This window comes from Pseudomonas sp. NFPP02 (assembly GCF_900119355.1).
Lineage (GTDB): Bacteria > Pseudomonadota > Gammaproteobacteria > Pseudomonadales > Pseudomonadaceae > Aquipseudomonas > Aquipseudomonas paracarnis.
On sequence record NZ_FPJI01000002.1, the window covers coordinates 229,016 to 246,426 of the forward strand.

17 protein-coding genes are annotated in these 17,411 nt (G+C 60.5%); 8 read left to right on the forward strand and 9 right to left on the reverse strand.

The annotated features are described in order from the left end of the window. The first annotated feature begins 33 nt into the window (after positions 1 to 33). From hisA to BT204_RS04475, 3 genes are all read left to right on the forward strand, one after another. Entirely contained in the window at positions 34 to 771 is a 738-nt protein-coding gene (hisA, locus tag BT204_RS04465; RefSeq protein ID WP_032894030.1) for a 1-(5-phosphoribosyl)-5-[(5-phosphoribosylamino)methylideneamino]imidazole-4-carboxamide isomerase, read from the forward strand. A 9-nt stretch (positions 772 to 780) separates the two neighbouring features. Beyond that, complete coding sequence (hisF, locus tag BT204_RS04470) at positions 781 to 1,551, forward strand: imidazole glycerol phosphate synthase subunit HisF (protein WP_003187786.1); 771 nt, start codon at positions 781 to 783, stop codon at positions 1,549 to 1,551. Positions 1,552 to 1,617: 66 nt separating this feature from the next. Beyond that, entirely contained in the window at positions 1,618 to 2,373 is a 756-nt protein-coding gene (locus BT204_RS04475; protein WP_054897549.1) for a substrate-binding periplasmic protein, read from the forward strand. 110 nt (positions 2,374 to 2,483) lie between these two features. On the opposite strand, the gene BT204_RS04480 is transcribed toward BT204_RS04475, so the two are convergent. The 4 genes from BT204_RS04480 to gpmI all read right to left on the reverse strand — a co-directional run bounded on the left by BT204_RS04480 (position 2,484) and on the right by gpmI (position 7,684). Further along, positions 2,484 to 3,257 (reverse strand): divergent polysaccharide deacetylase family protein, encoded by a 774-nt coding sequence (locus BT204_RS04480; protein WP_072445789.1) that lies wholly within the window; start codon positions 3,255 to 3,257, stop codon positions 2,484 to 2,486. Between the two features lie 2 nt (positions 3,258 to 3,259). Next, the gene (locus BT204_RS04485; RefSeq protein ID WP_072445790.1) at positions 3,260 to 4,573 is read right to left on the reverse strand and encodes a S41 family peptidase; all 1,314 of its coding nucleotides are present in this window, start codon (positions 4,571 to 4,573) and stop codon (positions 3,260 to 3,262) included. A 30-nt stretch (positions 4,574 to 4,603) separates the two neighbouring features. Next, positions 4,604 to 5,899, reverse strand: a complete 1,296-nt coding sequence (locus BT204_RS04490) for a murein hydrolase activator EnvC family protein (protein ID WP_072445791.1) — start codon at positions 5,897 to 5,899, stop codon at positions 4,604 to 4,606. 258 nt (positions 5,900 to 6,157) lie between these two features. Beyond that, entirely contained in the window at positions 6,158 to 7,684 is a 1,527-nt protein-coding gene (gene gpmI, locus BT204_RS04495) for a 2,3-bisphosphoglycerate-independent phosphoglycerate mutase (RefSeq protein WP_054897547.1), read from the reverse strand. Between the two features lie 151 nt (positions 7,685 to 7,835). On the opposite strand from gpmI, the gene BT204_RS04500 reads away from it, so the two are divergent. Genes BT204_RS04500 through secB form a run of 3 tightly spaced genes read left to right on the forward strand, consistent with a single transcriptional unit; the run spans position 7,836 to position 9,026 of the window. Further along, on the forward strand, positions 7,836 to 8,249 hold the full coding sequence (locus BT204_RS04500) for a rhodanese-like domain-containing protein (RefSeq protein ID WP_032901811.1): 414 nt from the start codon (positions 7,836 to 7,838) through the stop codon (positions 8,247 to 8,249). 1 nt (position 8,250) lies between these two features. After that, complete coding sequence (gene grxC, locus BT204_RS04505; RefSeq protein WP_003171118.1) at positions 8,251 to 8,505, forward strand: glutaredoxin 3; 255 nt, start codon at positions 8,251 to 8,253, stop codon at positions 8,503 to 8,505. Between the two features lie 41 nt (positions 8,506 to 8,546). Continuing rightward, positions 8,547 to 9,026, forward strand: a complete 480-nt coding sequence (gene secB, locus BT204_RS04510) for a protein-export chaperone SecB (RefSeq protein WP_032894017.1) — start codon at positions 8,547 to 8,549, stop codon at positions 9,024 to 9,026. A 159-nt stretch (positions 9,027 to 9,185) separates the two neighbouring features. Here secB and BT204_RS04515 read toward each other — a convergent pair whose 3' ends face one another. Then, the gene (locus BT204_RS04515) at positions 9,186 to 9,641 is read right to left on the reverse strand and encodes a tRNA (cytidine(34)-2'-O)-methyltransferase (protein ID WP_072445792.1); all 456 of its coding nucleotides are present in this window, start codon (positions 9,639 to 9,641) and stop codon (positions 9,186 to 9,188) included. Between BT204_RS04515 and BT204_RS04520 the strand changes: the two genes are divergently transcribed. Further along, a complete protein-coding gene (locus BT204_RS04520) occupies positions 9,640 to 10,080 on the forward strand; it encodes a hypothetical protein (RefSeq protein ID WP_072445793.1) in 441 nt (146 codons plus the stop codon). The two genes, BT204_RS04515 and BT204_RS04520, sit on opposite strands and share 2 nt — an antisense overlap. Positions 10,081 to 10,525: 445 nt before the next feature. Here the strand turns inward: BT204_RS04520 and ntrC are convergent, their stop codons facing one another. The 4 genes from ntrC to glnA all read right to left on the reverse strand — a co-directional run bounded on the left by ntrC (position 10,526) and on the right by glnA (position 15,546). After that, positions 10,526 to 11,962: a nitrogen regulation protein NR(I) gene (gene ntrC / locus BT204_RS04530; protein WP_003187806.1), complete on the reverse strand. Its 1,437-nt coding sequence runs from the start codon at positions 11,960 to 11,962 to the stop codon at positions 10,526 to 10,528. Next, a complete protein-coding gene (gene glnL, locus BT204_RS04535) occupies positions 11,959 to 13,044 on the reverse strand; it encodes a nitrogen regulation protein NR(II) (protein WP_014716523.1) in 1,086 nt (361 codons plus the stop codon). Before glnL ends, ntrC begins: the two co-directional genes overlap by 4 nt. 357 nt (positions 13,045 to 13,401) lie before the next feature. Beyond that, positions 13,402 to 13,941 (reverse strand): chorismate mutase, encoded by a 540-nt coding sequence (locus BT204_RS04540; RefSeq protein WP_072445795.1) that lies wholly within the window; start codon positions 13,939 to 13,941, stop codon positions 13,402 to 13,404. 198 nt (positions 13,942 to 14,139) lie between these two features. Further along, positions 14,140 to 15,546 (reverse strand): type I glutamate--ammonia ligase, encoded by a 1,407-nt coding sequence (gene glnA, locus BT204_RS04545; protein WP_003187811.1) that lies wholly within the window; start codon positions 15,544 to 15,546, stop codon positions 14,140 to 14,142. Between the two features lie 334 nt (positions 15,547 to 15,880). On the opposite strand from glnA, the gene thiI reads away from it, so the two are divergent. After that, positions 15,881 to 17,335: a tRNA uracil 4-sulfurtransferase ThiI gene (gene thiI, locus BT204_RS04555; RefSeq protein ID WP_034125541.1), complete on the forward strand. Its 1,455-nt coding sequence runs from the start codon at positions 15,881 to 15,883 to the stop codon at positions 17,333 to 17,335. Positions 17,336 to 17,411: the final 76 nt, after the last annotated feature.

The following is a 17,411-nucleotide window of genomic DNA, read 5'->3' on the forward strand; positions in this document are numbered from 1 at the left end:
AAGCATTGCTGAATATCGAATAAGGTTTGCCAGATGCTGATTATCCCCGCTATCGATCTCAAGGACGGCGCTTGTGTCCGCCTGCGCCAAGGCCGCATGGAAGATTCCACCGTGTTCTCCGATGACCCGGTGAGCATGGCTGCCAAATGGGTAGAAGGGGGCTGCCGTCGTCTGCATCTGGTGGACCTGAACGGCGCCTTCGAAGGTCAGCCGGTCAATGGCGAGGTGGTCACCGCCATCGCCAAGCGCTACCCGACCCTGCCGATCCAGATCGGCGGCGGTATCCGCTCCCTGGAAACCATCGAGCACTACGTGAAAGCGGGCGTGAGCTACGTGATCATCGGCACCAAGGCCGTGAAAGACCCAGCCTTCGTCGCCGAAGCCTGCCGCGCGTTCCCTGGCAAGGTGATCGTCGGCCTGGATGCCAAGGACGGCTTCGTCGCCACCGACGGCTGGGCTGAAATCAGCACCGTGCAAGTGATCGACCTGGCCAAGCAGTTCGAAGCCGACGGCGTGTCCGCCATCGTTTATACCGACATCGCCAAAGACGGCATGATGCAGGGCTGCAACGTACCTTTCACCGCAGCCCTGGCAGCGGCCACCAAGATTCCGGTGATCGCTTCCGGCGGCATCCACAACCTGGGCGACATCAAGTCGCTGCTGGACGCCAAGGCGCCTGGGATCATCGGCGCCATCACCGGCCGTGCGATCTATGAAGGCACTCTGGACGTCGCCGAAGCCCAGGCTTACTGCGACGCCTACAACGGCTGAGGACTGACCATGGCGCTGGCCAAACGCATCATCCCTTGCCTGGACGTCGACAACGGTCGCGTGGTCAAGGGCGTCAAGTTCGAGAACATCCGTGACGCCGGCGACCCGGTGGAAATTGCCCGTCGCTACGATGAGCAAGGTGCCGACGAGATTACCTTTCTCGACATCACCGCCAGCGTCGATGGCCGCGATACCACGCTGCATACCGTCGAGCGCATGGCCAGCCAGGTGTTTATCCCGCTGACCGTGGGTGGCGGCGTGCGCACAGTGCAAGACATCCGCAACCTGCTCAATGCCGGTGCGGACAAGGTCTCGATCAACACCGCTGCGGTGTTCAACCCCGAGTTTGTCGGCGAAGCCGCGCAGCACTTCGGTTCGCAATGCATCGTGGTGGCTATCGACGCCAAGAAGGTCTCCGGCCCGGGCGAAACCCCGCGCTGGGAGATCTTCACCCACGGCGGGCGCAAGCCTACCGGGCTGGACGCGGTGGAGTGGGCGATGAAGATGGAAGGCCTGGGCGCCGGTGAAATCCTGCTGACCAGCATGGACCAGGACGGCATGAAAAACGGCTTCGACCTGGGCGTCACCCGCGCCATCAGCGATGCACTGGGCATCCCGGTGATCGCTTCGGGTGGGGTTGGCAACCTGCAACACCTGGCCGATGGCGTGCTCGAAGGCCATGCCAGCGCGGTGCTGGCGGCGAGTATTTTCCACTTTGGCGAATACACCGTGCCCGAGGCCAAGGCCTACATGGCAGCGCGCGGTATCGTCGTGCGCTAAACGCTGCTGGACACCATGGCAGGCTCGCGGCACTCTCTGCGCTTGCCATGGATTCCGGTAGCCTTCATGTTCAAACACCTGCTGCTCGCCCTCGCCAGTTCCTCCATGTTCATGGTGGCTACGGCACACGCCGAACAACCGTCTGACGCCTCCCTGGTGTTGCTGACGGAAAATTTCCCGCCCTACAACATGGCGAAAAACGGCAAGAACTTCGCCAAGGACGAGAACATCGAAGGCATTGCCGTGGACATCGTGCGCGAAACCTTCAAGCGCGCTGGCATTTCCTACAACCTCACTCTGCGTTTTCCTTGGGAGCGAATCTACAAGCTCGCCCTGGAACAGCCAGGTTACGGCGTGTTTGTAATGGCGCGGTTGCCAGATCGTGAAGCCTTGTTCAAATGGGTCGGCCCTATCGGCCCGGACGATTGGGTGTTGCTGGCCAAGGCAGACAGCAAGATCGAGTTGGAAAATCTGGAGCAAGCGCGCCGCTACAAGATTGGCGCCTACAAAGGCGATGCCATTGCCGAAAGCCTGGACAAGCAGGGGCTCAAGCCGATAGTCGCCCTGCGTGACCAGGATAATGCGCAAAAGCTTATGGAAGGCCAGATCGACCTGTGGGCCACAGGCGACCCCGCTGGGCGTTACCTGGCGCGGCAGGTGGGGGTGAACGGGCTCAAGACGGTATTGCGCTTCAACAGTGCGCAGCTTTACCTGGCGTTGAACAAAGACGTGCCGGATGAGCTGGTGGCCAGGCTCCAGGCCGCATTGGATGAGTTACGCAACAGCGGCCGTATAGACGAAATCATGGCGCAATATCTGTAAGTGAGCTGTTGTGGCGAGGGAGCTTGCTCCCGCTGGGCTGCGTAGCGGCCCTAAAATCGTGGGAGCGCTTCGCACTCCAGCGGGAGCAAGCTCCCTCGCCACAGTGACTGTCAGCGATAGATGCCGTTCTTGCCATGCCCGGCCATCGCCCGATTACTGCGCACGCTGATCATCAACTTGATATCGATCCACTCCACGCCCTGCGCCTTGAGCTTGGGCAGTTCGCGCTCCAGCACCGCCAGCGTCTGTGGGTAAGGATGCCCGATCATGACTGCCGAACCCTGCTTGTGCGCCAGTTTGATCGCGGTCTGCAGTTGCGTGGTAATCGCCGCCTCGGTGCGTTCGTCATCGAGAAATACATCCCGCGACACATGGGCCAAACCGATCTTCTGCGCCTCGGCGGCGGCGACGGTTTGCGCACTGGTGCGGCTGTCGACGAAGAACTTGTGACGCCGTTGCAACTCACCCATCAGCCAGGCCATCGCTGCCGGTTGTGCGGTCATGCGGCTGCCCATGTGGTTGTTGATGCCGGCGGTGTAGGGCACGGCTTCAAATGCCGCGTCCAGGCGTTTGCCCAGTTCTTCGATGGACAGCTCCGGGTGCCAGGCGAATGGGCCGGTGGCCGGGTCCATGGGCATGTGCAGGATCACGATCTTGCCAGCCTTGTGGGCCTCACGGGCAAATTCGGCGGCGTGGGGCGTGTCCGGCATGATGGCGGCGGTCACCGGGCCGGGTAGCGCAAGCACGCGACGATCCCGAGGCAGGTTTTGCCCCAGGTCGTCGATGATAAGCGTCAGGTAGGCTTTGTGCGGTTCGCTGGCAGTGGCCGCTTGAGCGACCCCCGCCAGGCTGCACAGCACAGCGAAGATCAGGGCAAGACGCATGATCAACGGCTGCGGGTGATGCTCAAGCCCTTGAGCAGGCTGAGCGCCTGGGCCAGTTGGTAGTCATCGTCCTGCGGCATCGGCTTGGCCTTGGCGCGGCTGCCGGTTGGCTGGTCGGCACCGCCGTTGCCATTGCCCAGGTGGCCTTGCAGGTCGGCCTCTTTGTAGTATTCGCCATCGATCTCGTTGGTGATCTTGGCGCGGCGTACTTCGATGTCCGGCACAATGCCCTGGGCCTGGATCGAGCGGCCGTTCGGCGTGTAATACAGCGCCGTGGTGATCTTCAGTGCACGGTCGTTGTTCAGCGGCAATACGGTCTGCACCGAGCCTTTGCCGAAGCTGGTGGTGCCCATCAGCACACCGCGCTTGAGGTCTTGCAGGGCGCCGGCGACGATTTCCGAGGCCGAGGCGCTGCCGCCGTTGATCAATACCGCCAGTGGCACGTTCTCGCTAAGGTCGTTGCCGGTGGCCGAGAAGCGCAACTCGGAGTTGGCGATACGGCCCTTGGTGTAGACGATCAGGCCCTTGGTGACGAAGTGGTCGACCACCTCGACCGCCGACTGCAACACGCCGCCTGGGTTGTTGCGCAGGTCAAGCACGATGCCGTTGAGCTTCTTGCCGTTGTCTTTGCGCAGCTTGGCCAGTGCCTTGGCCACTTCGTCGCCGGTCTTGACCTGGAACTGGGTGATACGGATATAGCCGTAGCCCGACTCCAGCAGCTGGCTTTTCACGCTCTTGACCGTGATGGTCGCACGGGCCAGGGTCACGTCAAACGGGGTGCCGCCGTCGCGTACCAGGGTCAGGGTGATCTTCTGGCCGAGCTTGCCGCGCATCTTGTCGACGGCTTCGGTCATGGTCTGGCCACGGGTCGGCTGGCCGTTGATCTTCACGATCAGGTCGCCGGCCTGGATGCCGGCCTTGGACGCCGGGGTGTCGTCGATAGGCGAGACCACTTTTATCTGGCCGTCTTCGGAGCCCACTTCGATGCCCAGGCCGCCGAACTCACCGCTGGTGCTTTCCTGCAGCTCGGCGAAATCTTCCGGGCCCAGGTAAGCGGAGTGCGGGTCGAGGTTGCTGAGCATGCCCTTGATGGCATTTTCCAGCAGGGCCTTGTCGTCTACGGGTTCGACATACGCTGCCTTGATCCGGTCCATGACCTCGGCAAAGGTGCGCAGCTCGTCCAGCGGCAATGGCGCCTTGGTCGTCGCAGCCATGGCAGGTGCAGCCGGTGCGGCCTGGTCGGCAAAAGCCAGAGGCGCGCCGATCACCAGGGCGATCGTCAGGGCCAGCGAAGTGAGGCGGGACAAATGCAGCATGTCGAACGAACTCCTAATGTAGATGCGACCCTATCCTTGGGACCGGCACCATTGTGCAGGGTCGCTCGGGCGGCCCTGCTGACGAATAGCGAAGTACAGCGCCGGGGTGTCCTGGCCGCCACTGTTACCGACAGTGGAGATGGATTCACCGGCTTTTACAACATCACCTGCCGACTTGAGTAGTGTCTGATTGTGGCCGTAAAGGCTCAAATAGCCATTACCGTGGTCAAGAATCACCAGCAAGCCGGCGCCCCGCAACCAATCGGCGAACACCACGCGCCCACCGTGCACCGCGTGGACCTGGCTGCCGGCAGAGGCGCTGATCATCACGCCATCCCACTTGGCGCGGGTGTCATCGCCACGGGTTTCCCCAAAGCGTGCCAGTAATCGACCATCAACCGGCCATGGAAGTTTGCCTCGTGCTGAAGCAAAAGGGCCGCCGAACGACTCGCCGCTGCTGGAAACCAACGGGCCAGGCGCTGCACGCGCCGGTTTGCGCGGGGCCGGAGCGTCGGTGGTGGCAGCCAGTTCGGCCTCACGCTGACGCTTTTTTTCGGCTTCCTGCTGGGCGATCAGCGCTTTTTGCCGCGCTTCTTCGGCCTCGCGTGCCTGGCGGGCCAGGGTTTCTTCAATGGTCTTGAGGACTTTGGCCAGGTCGGCCTGGTCTTGCTCGCGGGCCTGCAACTTGGCGTCGCGGGTTTTTACGTCGCTGTTGAGCTTGGCCAGGGCCTGCTGGCGTTCCTTGCGTACTTTATCGAGCTGGTCGCGCTGGGTGTCGAGGGCAGTTTTCTGGTCGAGCAGCTGCGATTGCTGGTCGGCGATTTCCTGTTCGACATTGGCCAATTGGCGCAGGGTTTCGTTAAACCCCTTCAATTGCGCCAGGCGCGCCTGGCTCAGGTAGTCGTAATAGGTGAGGGTACGGGCGAATTTTTCCGGGTTCTGCTGGTTGAGCAGCAGCTTGAGGTACTCCTGGCGGCCGCTCTGGTACGCGGCACGGGCCTGGATCGCGATCAGGCGTTGCTGTTCAACGCGTGCGCTCTGGAGTTTTTTTTTCTCAGCGTCGAGTCGCTCCAGTTCCGACTCGCTCTTCTTTAGTTCTTTTTGTAGCTCCTGGACCTGCTTCTCCAGCTTGCCCATTTCGGTTTCCGTGCCGCGCAGGTCTTTCTGCACCCCGGATTTTTCTTCCTGGAGCTTGCCGAGCAGCTTTTTCAGCTCGGTAATGTCCTGACGCGTAGCGTCCAACTGTTGTTGGGTTTGTGCGCGCTCATCGGCAAACGCCGGTTGGAGCAGGCAGACAAGAGCAAGGGTTATCAAGGCGCGAAGCATAGAGGCGGGCGACACCAGGGGAAAAGGACGGCCTAGTATGCCCGCCAAGCGCTGCAAAAAAAACGCCCAATTGGGGCTGGTGGGCAAGATAGGTGCCGAGTGGTGCTGGTATGGCAAAAAGATATCTCTCAAAGCGCCGCAAACCAATGTGGGAGCGGGCTTGCTCGCGATTGCGGTGGGTCAGCGACATAGATGTCGACTGATTAGCCGCTATCGCGGGCAAGCCCGCTCCCACACTGTTTTGTGGCGTACTTTGGATCAGACCAGGATCGAGGTCCCGGTCATCTCCTTCGGCTGCTCCAGCCCCATCAGCTTGAGCATGGTCGGCGCCACATCCGCCAGCACGCCACCTTCACGCACTTTCAGGTCACGTTTGCCGACATAGATGAACGGTACCGGTTCGGTGGTGTGCGCGGTGTGCGCCTGGCCGGTGGATTCGTCGGACATCTGTTCGCAGTTGCCGTGGTCGGCGGTGATCAGCGCTTCGCCGCCGACTTTTTCCAGCGCGTCGACGATGCGGCCAACACATTTATCCAGGCATTCCACGGCCTTGACCGCCGCTTCCAGGTTGCCGCTGTGGCCAACCATGTCGCCGTTGGCGTAGTTGACGACGATCACGTCATAACGCTGGTGATCAATGGCGTCGACGATCTTGTCGGTGACTTCCGGTGCGCTCATTTCCGGCTGCAAGTCGTAGGTAGCGACTTTTGGCGACGGGATCAGGATGCGCTCTTCGCCGGGGAACGGCTCCTCGCGGCCACCGGAGAAGAAGAACGTCACGTGGGCGTATTTCTCGGTTTCGGCGATGCGCAGTTGGGTCTTGCCGTTCTTGGCCAGGTAGTCGCCCAGCACGTTCTCCAGGCTGCCCGGGGCGAACGCCGACGGGGCCGGGATGTTGGCGGCGTATTGGGTGAGCATGACGAACTCGACCTTCGGCTGGCGCGCGCGTTCGAAGTCCTTGAAGCCTTCATCGACGAACACATGGCTCAGTTCACGGGCGCGGTCGGCGCGGAAGTTCATGAACACCACGGCGTCGCCGTCTTCGACTTTCACCGGCTCGCCGATGGTGGTGGCTTTGACGAATTCATCGCTTTCACCGCGGGCGTAGGCCGCTTCCAGACCTTCCTGGGCGGTGGCCGCGTTGAATTCGGCCTGGCCGTCGACGATCAGGTTGTAGGCCTGGGCGACACGGTCCCAGCGGTTGTCGCGGTCCATGGCGAAGTAACGGCCCACCAGGCTGGCGATACGGCCCTTGCCCAGGGCGGCGAAGGTGGTATCCAGCAGTTCGATGGAGGATTGCGCGCTTTTAGGTGGCGTGTCGCGGCCGTCGAGGAAGGCGTGCAGATAGATTTTGTCAGCGCCGCGCTTGAACGCCAGTTCGGCCATGGCGACCAAGTGATCCTGATGGCTGTGTACGCCGCCGTCCGACAACAGGCCCATGAAGTGCACGGCCTTGCCGGCGGCAACGGCTTTATCGACCGCCGCGCAGATGGTCGGGTTCTCGAAGAACTCGCCATCGCGGATCGCCTTGGTGACACGAGTGAAGTCCTGGTACACCACTCGTCCGGCACCTAGGTTCATGTGGCCGACTTCCGAGTTGCCCATCTGGCCGTCCGGCAGGCCCACGTCCATGCCGGAACCTGAGATCAGGCCGTTGGGCACGGTGGCGGTCAGGCGGTCCAGTACCGGCTTGTTGGCCGAGTACACCGCGTTGTCGTGGTGGCTTTCACTGTGTCCGAAGCCATCGAGAATTATCAGGACCAAAGGTTTAGGCGTGGTAGTCATAGATCCTCTCGCGGCGCTAATAAAGGAAGACAATTGAAAAGGGAGTGGCAGTTTAAAGCGAAGTTCCAACCACGTCACCGCTTTACGGGGGTTGGCCCCCCCTGGCGGCTGTGTATACTTACCGCCATTTTAACGCCCTGGAACCTCCTTGATGGTTGATCACCTGATTGCATTTGCCACTGCCCACTACCTGCTTGTGGGCGCCTTCGTCATCCTGCTGGCGCTGCTGATCGCTCACGAACTGAGCCGCGGTGGTCGCAGCCTGAGCACGTCGGAGCTGACCGCGCTGGTCAACAAGGATGAGGCCGTCGTCGTCGATATTCGCCCGGCCAAGGATTATGCCGCCGGCCATATCGTTGGCGCCCTGAACATTCCCCAGGACAAGCTGATTGCGCGTCTGGGCGAACTGGAAAAGCACAAGGCCAAGACCATCATCCTGGTCGATGCCCAGGGCCAGCACTCCGGCACCCACGCCCGTGAGATGCTCAAGTCCGGCTTCACCGCCGCCAAGCTGTCGGGTGGTATCAGCAGCTGGCGTGGCGATAACCTGCCGTTGGTGAAGTGATATGAGCCAGGTTGTCGTGTATTCCAGCGATTGGTGCCCTTACTGCATGCGGGCCAAGGCCTTGCTTGAGAAAAAGGGTGTTGCCTTTGAAGAGATCAAGGTCGATGGCAAGCCCCAGGTGCGCGCCGAAATGGCCCAGAAGGCTGGCCGCACGTCGGTCCCGCAGATCTGGATCGGCACCCGGCATATCGGTGGTTGCGACGACCTGTTCGCTCTGGAGCGCGCCGGTAAACTTGATGCGCTGCTGTCCGCCTGACGCCTAAACCCTCAAGAACCCAAGATAAAGAAGGATCTGCGATGACTGATCAACAGAACACCGAAGCAGCAGAAGCTCAAGGCCCACAGTTCTCGCTGCAGCGGATCTACGTGCGTGACCTGTCGTTCGAAGCGCCGAAAAGCCCGGCCATCTTCCGTCAGGAGTGGACCCCAAGCGTTGCGCTGGACCTGAACACCCGTCAGAAATCCCTGGAAGGTGACTTCCACGAAGTCGTGCTGACCCTGTCGGTCACCGTCAAGAATGGTGAAGAAGTCGCTTTCATCGCTGAAGTGCAACAGGCCGGTATCTTCCTGATCCAGGGCCTGGACGAAGCGTCCATGAGCCACACCCTGGGTGCGTTCTGCCCGAACATCCTGTTCCCGTATGCCCGTGAGACCCTGGACAGCCTGGTCACCCGTGGTTCGTTCCCGGCCCTGATGCTGGCTCCGGTGAACTTCGATGCCCTGTACGCCCAAGAGCTGCAGCGCATGCAACAGGAAGGCGCGCCAACCGTTCAGTAATTTGCTGAGCGATGCCGTTCTAAAATGTGGGAGCGGGCTTGTGTGGGAGCTGGCTTGCCTGCGATAGCATCACTGCGGTGTGACTGACACACCGAGGTGCCTGCATCGCGGGCAAGCCCGGCTCCCACACAAGCCCGCTCCCACATTTGTTATGCGGTGTTATTTAAAGCCCAGTTGGCGCCAGCCTTCATAGACGGCAACGGCTACGGTGTTCGACAGGTTCAGGCTGCGGCAGCCTTCACGCATCGGCAAGCGCAGGCGATGGCCATCGGGCAATGCGTCAAGCACCTCGGCCGGCAGGCCTCGGCTCTCCGGGCCGAACAGGAGCGCGTCGCCCTCGGCAAAGCTGGCATCATGAAACGGCCGCGAGCCCTTGGTGGTGAACGCGAACAGCCGAGGGTGGCCCAGGCTCTCCAGGCAACTGGCGAGGTCGGCATGGCGCTTGAGGGTGGCGTACTCGTGGTAGTCCAGCCCGGCACGGCGCAGGCGCTTGTCGTCCATGTCAAAGCCCAACGGCTCGATCAAATGCAGGTGGCAGCCACTGTTGGCGCACAGCCTGATAACGTTGCCGGTATTCGGCGGAATTTCTGGTTGAAAAAGGATGACGTGAAACATGCACGGCTCCGAAGGCAAAGATGCGCTGCATTCTACCCCCGAAGACGACCCGAGACCGAAGCTATTGCCGAGGGTGTTGGGCTCACTGGCGATTGTCGGCTTGATGATTGGCTTGATGATCGGTCGCTTGACCACCCCCGAGCCGCTTGAGCTGCAACAGGTAGAACCTGCGGCGGATGGTTTGGTGGTGTGGTTCAACGACGAGCCCAAGCTGCACGGCGAGCATATCGACGGCACTGTGGCGCTGCTGTTTGACGCCCAAGGCAAGGCTGCCAACGGGCAGTTCAAGGTCAACGGCAAGGACGTGAATTGGCGCATACGCAAGACCGACGCTGGCCTGCTGCTGAATCTGGTGGCGGCTCGGCCGTTGCGTGGGGAGTGGAGCGGTGCAGAGGTCGATGGCCGCTGGCGGCTGGAGATCCATCTCCAAGAGCAATAAAAGAGGGAGTTCCCGGCCTGCCTGTACCAGGGCTCCCAAAACGGGGTGAAGCCTAAGGCTTCGGTGTTAAAGAGGGGATTCTCGGCCTGCCTGTACCAAGGTCCCCGAAACTGGGTAGTACTGGGGTTATTGCAGGGGGCGTGCCAAAACTTGCAATTGCTGCTGGAAAAAAATGCCAAAAAGCGCAAAGCCCCGGAATACGGGGCTTTGTCTGTTTCTACTGCCAAGAAATTTGTAGCGAAAGCGATATGCAGGTTTTCTGGTCTGTGCTCAATGCCGGTTCATCGTGCATTGAAGCGGTGCACAGTCTGCAGGCATTGCACAAAACCAATGTGGGAGCTGGCTTGCCTGCGATGACGGCGTGTCAGCCCTATACAGGGTGGCTGACACACCGTCATCGCGGGCAAGCCCGGCTCCCACACTAGACCTTCAGCGGTCTTGGGGTTCAGGCCTCATCACCCTCATCATCATCCCCACCATCCACCTTCATCCCCAATTCCTTGATCTTGCGCGTCAGGGTATTGCGCCCCCAACCCAGCAGCACGGCCGCATCGCGACGACGGCCGGCAGTGTGCTTCAGGGCGGTCTCGATCATGATCCGCTCGAACGCCGGCACCGCGCTATCCAGCAGGTTCGACTGGCCGCGTGCCAAGGCCTGGTCCGCCCATTGGCGCAGCGCCTGTTCCCAGTTGGTCACGGGAGCCGAGTCCTGCGGCAGGCTCAGCAGCTCCGGTGGCAGGTCGCTGATGTGCACTTCACGCCCGGAGGCCATCACGGTGATCCAGCGGCAGGTGTTCTCCAGCTGGCGCACATTGCCGGGCCACGGCAGGTTCTTGAGGTATTCCTCGGTCTCGCTTTTGAGCAGCTTGGGCTCCACCGCCAGCTCCAGGGCGGCGCGGCTGAGGAAGTGGCGGGCGAGGGTGGGGATATCTTCGCGACGGTCCGACATGCGCGGGATGTGGATGCGGATCACATTGAGGCGGTGGAACAAGTCCTCACGGAATTTACCCGCATGCACCAGGGTTTCCAGGTTCTGGTGGGTGGCCGCGATGATGCGCACATCCACCTTCACCGGCGTATGCCCGCCCACACGGTAGAACTCGCCGTCAGCCAGCACGCGCAGCAAGCGAGTCTGGGTATCGGCCGGCATGTCGCCGATTTCGTCGAGGAACAGCGTGCCGCCGTCCGCCTGTTCAAAGCGTCCGCGACGCAGGTTGGCCGCGCCCGTGAAGGCGCCTTTCTCATGGCCGAACAACTCGGACTCCATCAGGTCCTTGGGGATCGCCGCCATGTTCAGCGCGATAAACGGCGAGGCCGCCCGTGGGCTGTGGCGGTGCAGGGCGTGGGCCACCAGTTCTTTACCGGTCCCCGATTCGCCGTTGATCAGCACAGTGATGTTGGAGTGGCTCAAGCGCCCGATGGCGCGAAACACTTCCTGCATCGCCGGCGCTTCCCCGATGATTTCCGGGGTGCGGGTCAGGGTCGGCGGCGCTTCCTGGTTCTGTTGTTCCTGGGCGTGCTGGTTGGCGCGCTTGACCAGCGCCACCGCTTCATCCACATCGAATGGCTTGGGCAGGTATTCAAAGGCGCCGCCCTGGTAGGACGCGACAGCGCTGTCCAGGTCCGAGTGGGCGGTCATGATGATCACCGGCAGGCGCGGGTGCTGCTCGCGAATGCGCGCCAGCAAGTCCAGGCCACTGGCGCCAGGCATGCGGATATCGGAAATGATCACGTCCGGCTGCTGACGTGCCAGGCGGCTCATCACCCCATCGGCGCTGTCGAAGCTCTGGGTGGTCATGCCTTCTTGTTGCAAGGCTTTCTCGAGGACCCAGCGGATAGAACGGTCGTCATCGACGATCCAGACAGTTTCACTACGGCTCATGTCGTGGGGGCTCCTTGTTCCAATGGCAGGAAGATCGAGAACGTGGTGTGGCCAGGGTGGCTCTCACATTCGATCAGGCCCTGGTGCTGGCTGATGATGTTCTGGGTGATGGCCAGGCCCAGCCCGGTACCGTCCGGGCGGCCGCTGACCATGGGAAAGAAGATGGTTTCCTGCAGCTCCGCAGGAATGCCGGGGCCGTTGTCGATGATCTCGACCTTGGTCACCAGGCGGTGGCGCACATGGCCGATGGTGAACTGGCGCAGGGCGCGGGTGCGCAGGCTGATGCGGCCCAGGCGTAGCTCATTCTGGCTGCTGATGGCCTGCATGGCGTTGCGCACGATGTTGAGCACCGCCTGGATCATCTGTTCGCGGTCGATCAACACGTCGGGAATACTTGGGTCGTAGTCGCGCACCAAGGTGATGCAGCCTTGGCTTTCGGCCTCGACCAATTGGCAGACCCGCTCCAGCACCTCATGCACGTTGGTCATCGCCAGGGACGGCAGCTTGTTGGAGCCGAGCATGCGGTCTACCAGGTTACGCAGACGGTCGGCTTCTTCGATGATGACGTTGGTGTAGTCCTTGAGGTGCTCGTCCGGCAGCTCGCGGGACAACAACTGTGCCGCGCCGCGAATACCGCCCAGCGGGTTTTTGATCTCATGGGCGAGGCCGCGCACCAGCATCTTGCTGGTTTCCTGCTTGGACAGCTGCGCTTCCTCCTTGGTGATGCGCAGCAGGCGGTCGCGGGGGTGGACTTCGAGCAGCAGCAGGGTCGCGCCATTGCTCAGGATCGGGGTCACGGCGTAGTCGACGGTCAACGTTTGCCCGGTGAGCGCGGTGAGCATCGCTTCGCGCTTGGTGAACGGGTGTGCCTGCTCCACGGCCTGGCGCAACGAACTCAAGGCTTCGGCCGACTCGGTGAACAATTCGCTGATGAATTGCCCATGGCTGCGCTGACCGCTGATCGCCAGGAGCATCTCCGCCGCCGGGTTCATGTACTCAAGGCGCAGGTCCGCATTGAGCAGGATGGTCGCGGTGGTCAGGTTGTCGAGTAACAAACGGTGCAGTGCATCGCTGATGGTCATCGGGACCTCTTTTGGAGCAAGGCGTGGGCTTGAGGCACACGCTGATACAAGGAAAATGCAAAAACCAAACCAAGGCTCCGAAAAGAAGCGCTAATGCCCTGAAATAAGGGCTTCAGGCGCGAAACTGTGGCGTTCTGCCAGCCTCAACGGGAAGTTTCGAACCAAAATGGGCTGGGCAATTGAGAAGGGTGCAGGCTATCGCACCAATATAGTGCGGTTTTGTGAAGGTTGTTCAGCAACTGAAGATTTAAGGCGAATCGCAGTCAGTGTGGAGCTGGCTTGCCTGCGATAGCGGTGGTGCATTCAACACCGCTATCGCAGGCAAGCCAGCTCCCACATGTTTGAATGGGGTTGCAGTCACTCGCCTTTGTAGATGCACAGCTCGGCGGTGGCGCGGATCATCGCCAGTTGGCGCAGCGGATCATTCAGCGGTTCGTGCACGGCCTCGGCCAGCCATTGGGGGCATTTGGGGTCTGTGCGCAGGGGCGTGAAGTCGGCCAGCTGCTGCAGGAGCCTTTTTTGCAGCGTGTCCAATTGCGGGCGGATCTGCTGGACCAGGTCCGGGCGCGGGTCGTCGGGAGCTTTGCCTTGGAACTGCCAATCGGACAGGTGGGTGTATTGCACCAGTTTGTTGGCTTCGATCTGTGCGGCGAAAAACTGCTCGGCAGCGGCCGAGTCCAGCTTGTAGCCAGGTGCTTGGGCAGTGACGCTGGCGATCACCTCTTGCTCGCGCTTCTTGTCCTCCACGGGTTTGTGGCTGTCCCATTTGCTCAGTGCTACCTGGTCGGCAATCTCCAGGCGTTCGGCGATGCTGTTGAGCAAGGGTTCGAGCGTAGGCGGCGCAGCGCTCGCACTGGCACTGATGAACAGCAGGGCAAATACAAGTCGATATTTCAAGGGCGATCCTCTGTAGGAGCGAGCTTGCTCGCGAAGGTCGCTAACGATAACGCGCCAATGTTGAAAAAATGCGGTGTCTTTGCGTTTTTCGCGAGCAAGCTCGCTCCTACAGGAGGGGGACGTAAATAATCTCAGGCAAAAAAAAGACCTCCCGAAGGAGGTCTTTCTCATCACGCTACCTCAAGCAGCGCTACCGGATTAGCAGCTGTAGTACAGCTCGTATTCCAGTGGGTGTACGAAGGTGCGTACTTTGATTTCTTCTTCGCTTTTCAGGGCGATGTAAGCGTCGATGAAGTCGTCGCTGAAAACGCCGCCTTTGGTCAGGAACGCACGGCCCTTGTCCAGCTCTTCCAGGGCTTCTTTCAGGCTGCCGCACACTTGTGGGATCTCTTTGGCCTCTTCAGGCGGCAGGTCGTACAAGTTTTTGTCGGCGGCGTCGCCAGGGTGGATCTTGTTCTGGATACCGTCCAGGCCGGCCATCATCAGGGCGGCGAAGGCCAGGTAAGGGTTGGCAGCCGGGTCTGGGAAGCGCGCTTCGATACGACGGCCTTTAGGGCTGTTGACGTAAGGAATACGGATCGAAGCGGAGCGGTTGCGTGCCGAGTAGGCCAGCATCACCGGCGCTTCAAAACCTGGGACCAGACGCTTGTAGGAGTTGGTCGACGGGTTGGTGAAGCCGTTCAGGGCCTTGCCGTGCTTGATGATGCCGCCGATGAAGTACAGAGCGGTGTCGGACAGGCCGGCATAGCCTTCGCCGGCGAAGGTGTTCTTGCCGTCTTTGGAAATCGATACGTGAACGTGCATGCCCGAGCCGTTATCGCCGTACAGCGGCTTAGGCATGAAGGTAGCGGTGCGGCCATAGGCATCGGCAACGTTGTGCACGCAGTATTTCAGGGTTTGAACTTCGTCAGCCTTCTTCACCAGCGTGTTGAATTTCACGCCGATTTCGTTCTGGCCGGCAGTCGCCACTTCGTGGTGGTGAACTTCAACGGTCTGGCCCATTTCTTCCAGTGCGTTGCACATGGAAGTACGGATTTCATGGTCGAAGTCGAACGGTGGTACTGGGAAGTAACCGCCTTTCACGCCTGGACGGTGGCCTTTGTTGCCGCCTTCCACGTCCTGGTCGGACATCCACGAGCCTTGCTCGGAGAAAATCTTGAACATGGAGCCGGAGATGTCGGACTTGAACTTCACCGAGTCGAAGATGAAGAACTCTGGCTCAGGGCCGAAGAATGCGGTGTCGCCGATACCGGTGGACTTCAGGTATTCCTCGGCACGGTGGGCGATGGCGCGTGGGTCGCGGTCATAGCCTTGCATGGTCGAAGGCTCGATGATGTCGCACACCAGGATCAGGGTCGGCTCTTCGGTGAATGGGTCGAGTACGGCGGTGCTGTCGTCTGGCAGCAGGATCATGTCGGAGGCTTCGATGCCTTTCCAGCCGGCGATGGAGGAACCGTCGAACATCTTGCCGACTTCGAAGAAGTCATCTTCCAGCGCATCGCGAGCCGGCATGGTCACGTGGTGCTGAGTGCCTTTTGTGTCCGTGAAGCGCAGATCAATCCATTTAACGTCATGATCTTTGATGAGTTGAACCGACTTCGACATGGTGTCCTCCGGGTGGCTTCGGGCTTGGGTAGTGGAGTTAGCCCTTAGAATTTGGGTGATGCCGGCGCGGATACTCCGCCAAGGCAACCTGCCTCACAAGAGAGCAAATTGCATGCCAGTGCGCCAACATGGCCGTTTTGCCTCAAAATGGCCCCTATAACGGTGCAATCGGCAAAAACGGCATAAATCGCGCACTGCAATGTAGCGTTTATTTGTGTAAATGACCCGTTTTGGTGCATTGCGTATGCAATGCATATTAACTGGTTAAACCTTGAGCGATTTCCGCTATAATCCGCGCCCCCCTTTTTCAGCAGGCCCGGCGCGCGCTGTTTCCATGAAATTAATCGTTAAAGTCTTCCCCGAGATCACCATCAAAAGCCGACCGGTACGGACGCGTTTCATCCGTCAGTTGGCCAAGAACATCCGTGCCGTGCTCCGTGACCTGGACCCGGCTGTGGTGGTGAACGGCGTGTGGGACAACCTCGAGCTGGAAACCCGCATTACCGACGCCAAAGCCTTGAAGGACATGACCGAGCGCCTGAGCTGCATGCCGGGCATCGCGCATTTCCTGCAGGTGGATGAGTACCCGCTGGGCGACTTCGACGACATCACCGAAAAGTGCAAGCAGCACTACGGTAGTGCGCTTGAAGGCAAGATTTTTTCGGTGCGCTGCAAGCGTGCCGGCAAGCATCCGTTCAGCTCCATGGACGTCGAGAAATACGTCGGCAGCAAGCTGCGTCGTGAGTGCGGCGCCGCTGGAATTTCCCTCAAAGCGCCACAAATTGAAGTGCGCATGGAAATTCGCGACCAACGGTTGTTCGTGATCCACAGCCAGCACAACAGCATCGGCGGCTACCCGCTGGGTGCCCTGGAACAGACCCTGGTATTGATGTCCGGCGGTTTCGATTCCACGGTTGCGGCCTACCAGATCATGCGTCGCGGCCTGATGAGCCACTTCTGCTTCTTCAACCTGGGCGGGCGTGCACATGAATTGGGCGTGATGGAAGTTGCGCACTTTATCTGGAAGAAATACGGCAGCTCCCAACGCGTGCTATTTGTAAGCGTACCGTTCGAGGAAGTGCTGGGCGAAATTCTCGGCAAAGTCGATAACAGTCATATGGGCGTAGTATTGAAGCGTATGATGTTGCGCGCTGCGTCCCGAATCGCCGATCAATTGCAGATCGACGCCCTGGTGACCGGCGAAGCGATTTCCCAGGTTTCCAGCCAGACGCTGCCTAACCTGTCGATCATTGACTGCGTGACCGAGAAGCTGGTGCTACGCCCGCTGATCGCCAGCCACAAGCAGGACATCATCGACCTGGCAGAGCAAATCGGCACCGCCGACTTTGCCAAGCATATGCCTGAATACTGCGGGGTCATTTCGGTGAACCCCAAGACCCACGCCAAGCGTCACCGCGTGGAGCATGAAGAAAAAGAATTCGACATGGCGATTCTGGAGCGTGCGCTCGAGAACGCCAAGCTGGTGCCAATCGATCGAGTGATCGACGAATTGGGCCAGGATGTGCAGATCGAAGAAGTCAGCGAAGCCCTGGCGGGCCAGATCGTCGTCGACATCCGTCATCCGGATGCCGCCGAAGACGAGCCGCTGGAAATCGCTGGCATCGACGTGCAAACGCTGCCGTTCTACGCACTGAACGCGCGTTTCAAGGAACTGGATAACAGCCGTCAGTACCTGTTGTATTGCGACAAAGGCGTGATGAGTCGCCTGCATGCCCACCATTTGCTCAGTGAGGGGCATGCCAATGTGCGCGTTTATCGACCGAGCTAAGAGCCCGGGGCTGTTTGCCTGTGGCCTGCGTCACCGGCCCCCCGACTCTGCCGTCAAGCTGTAACGGCAAGGCCTG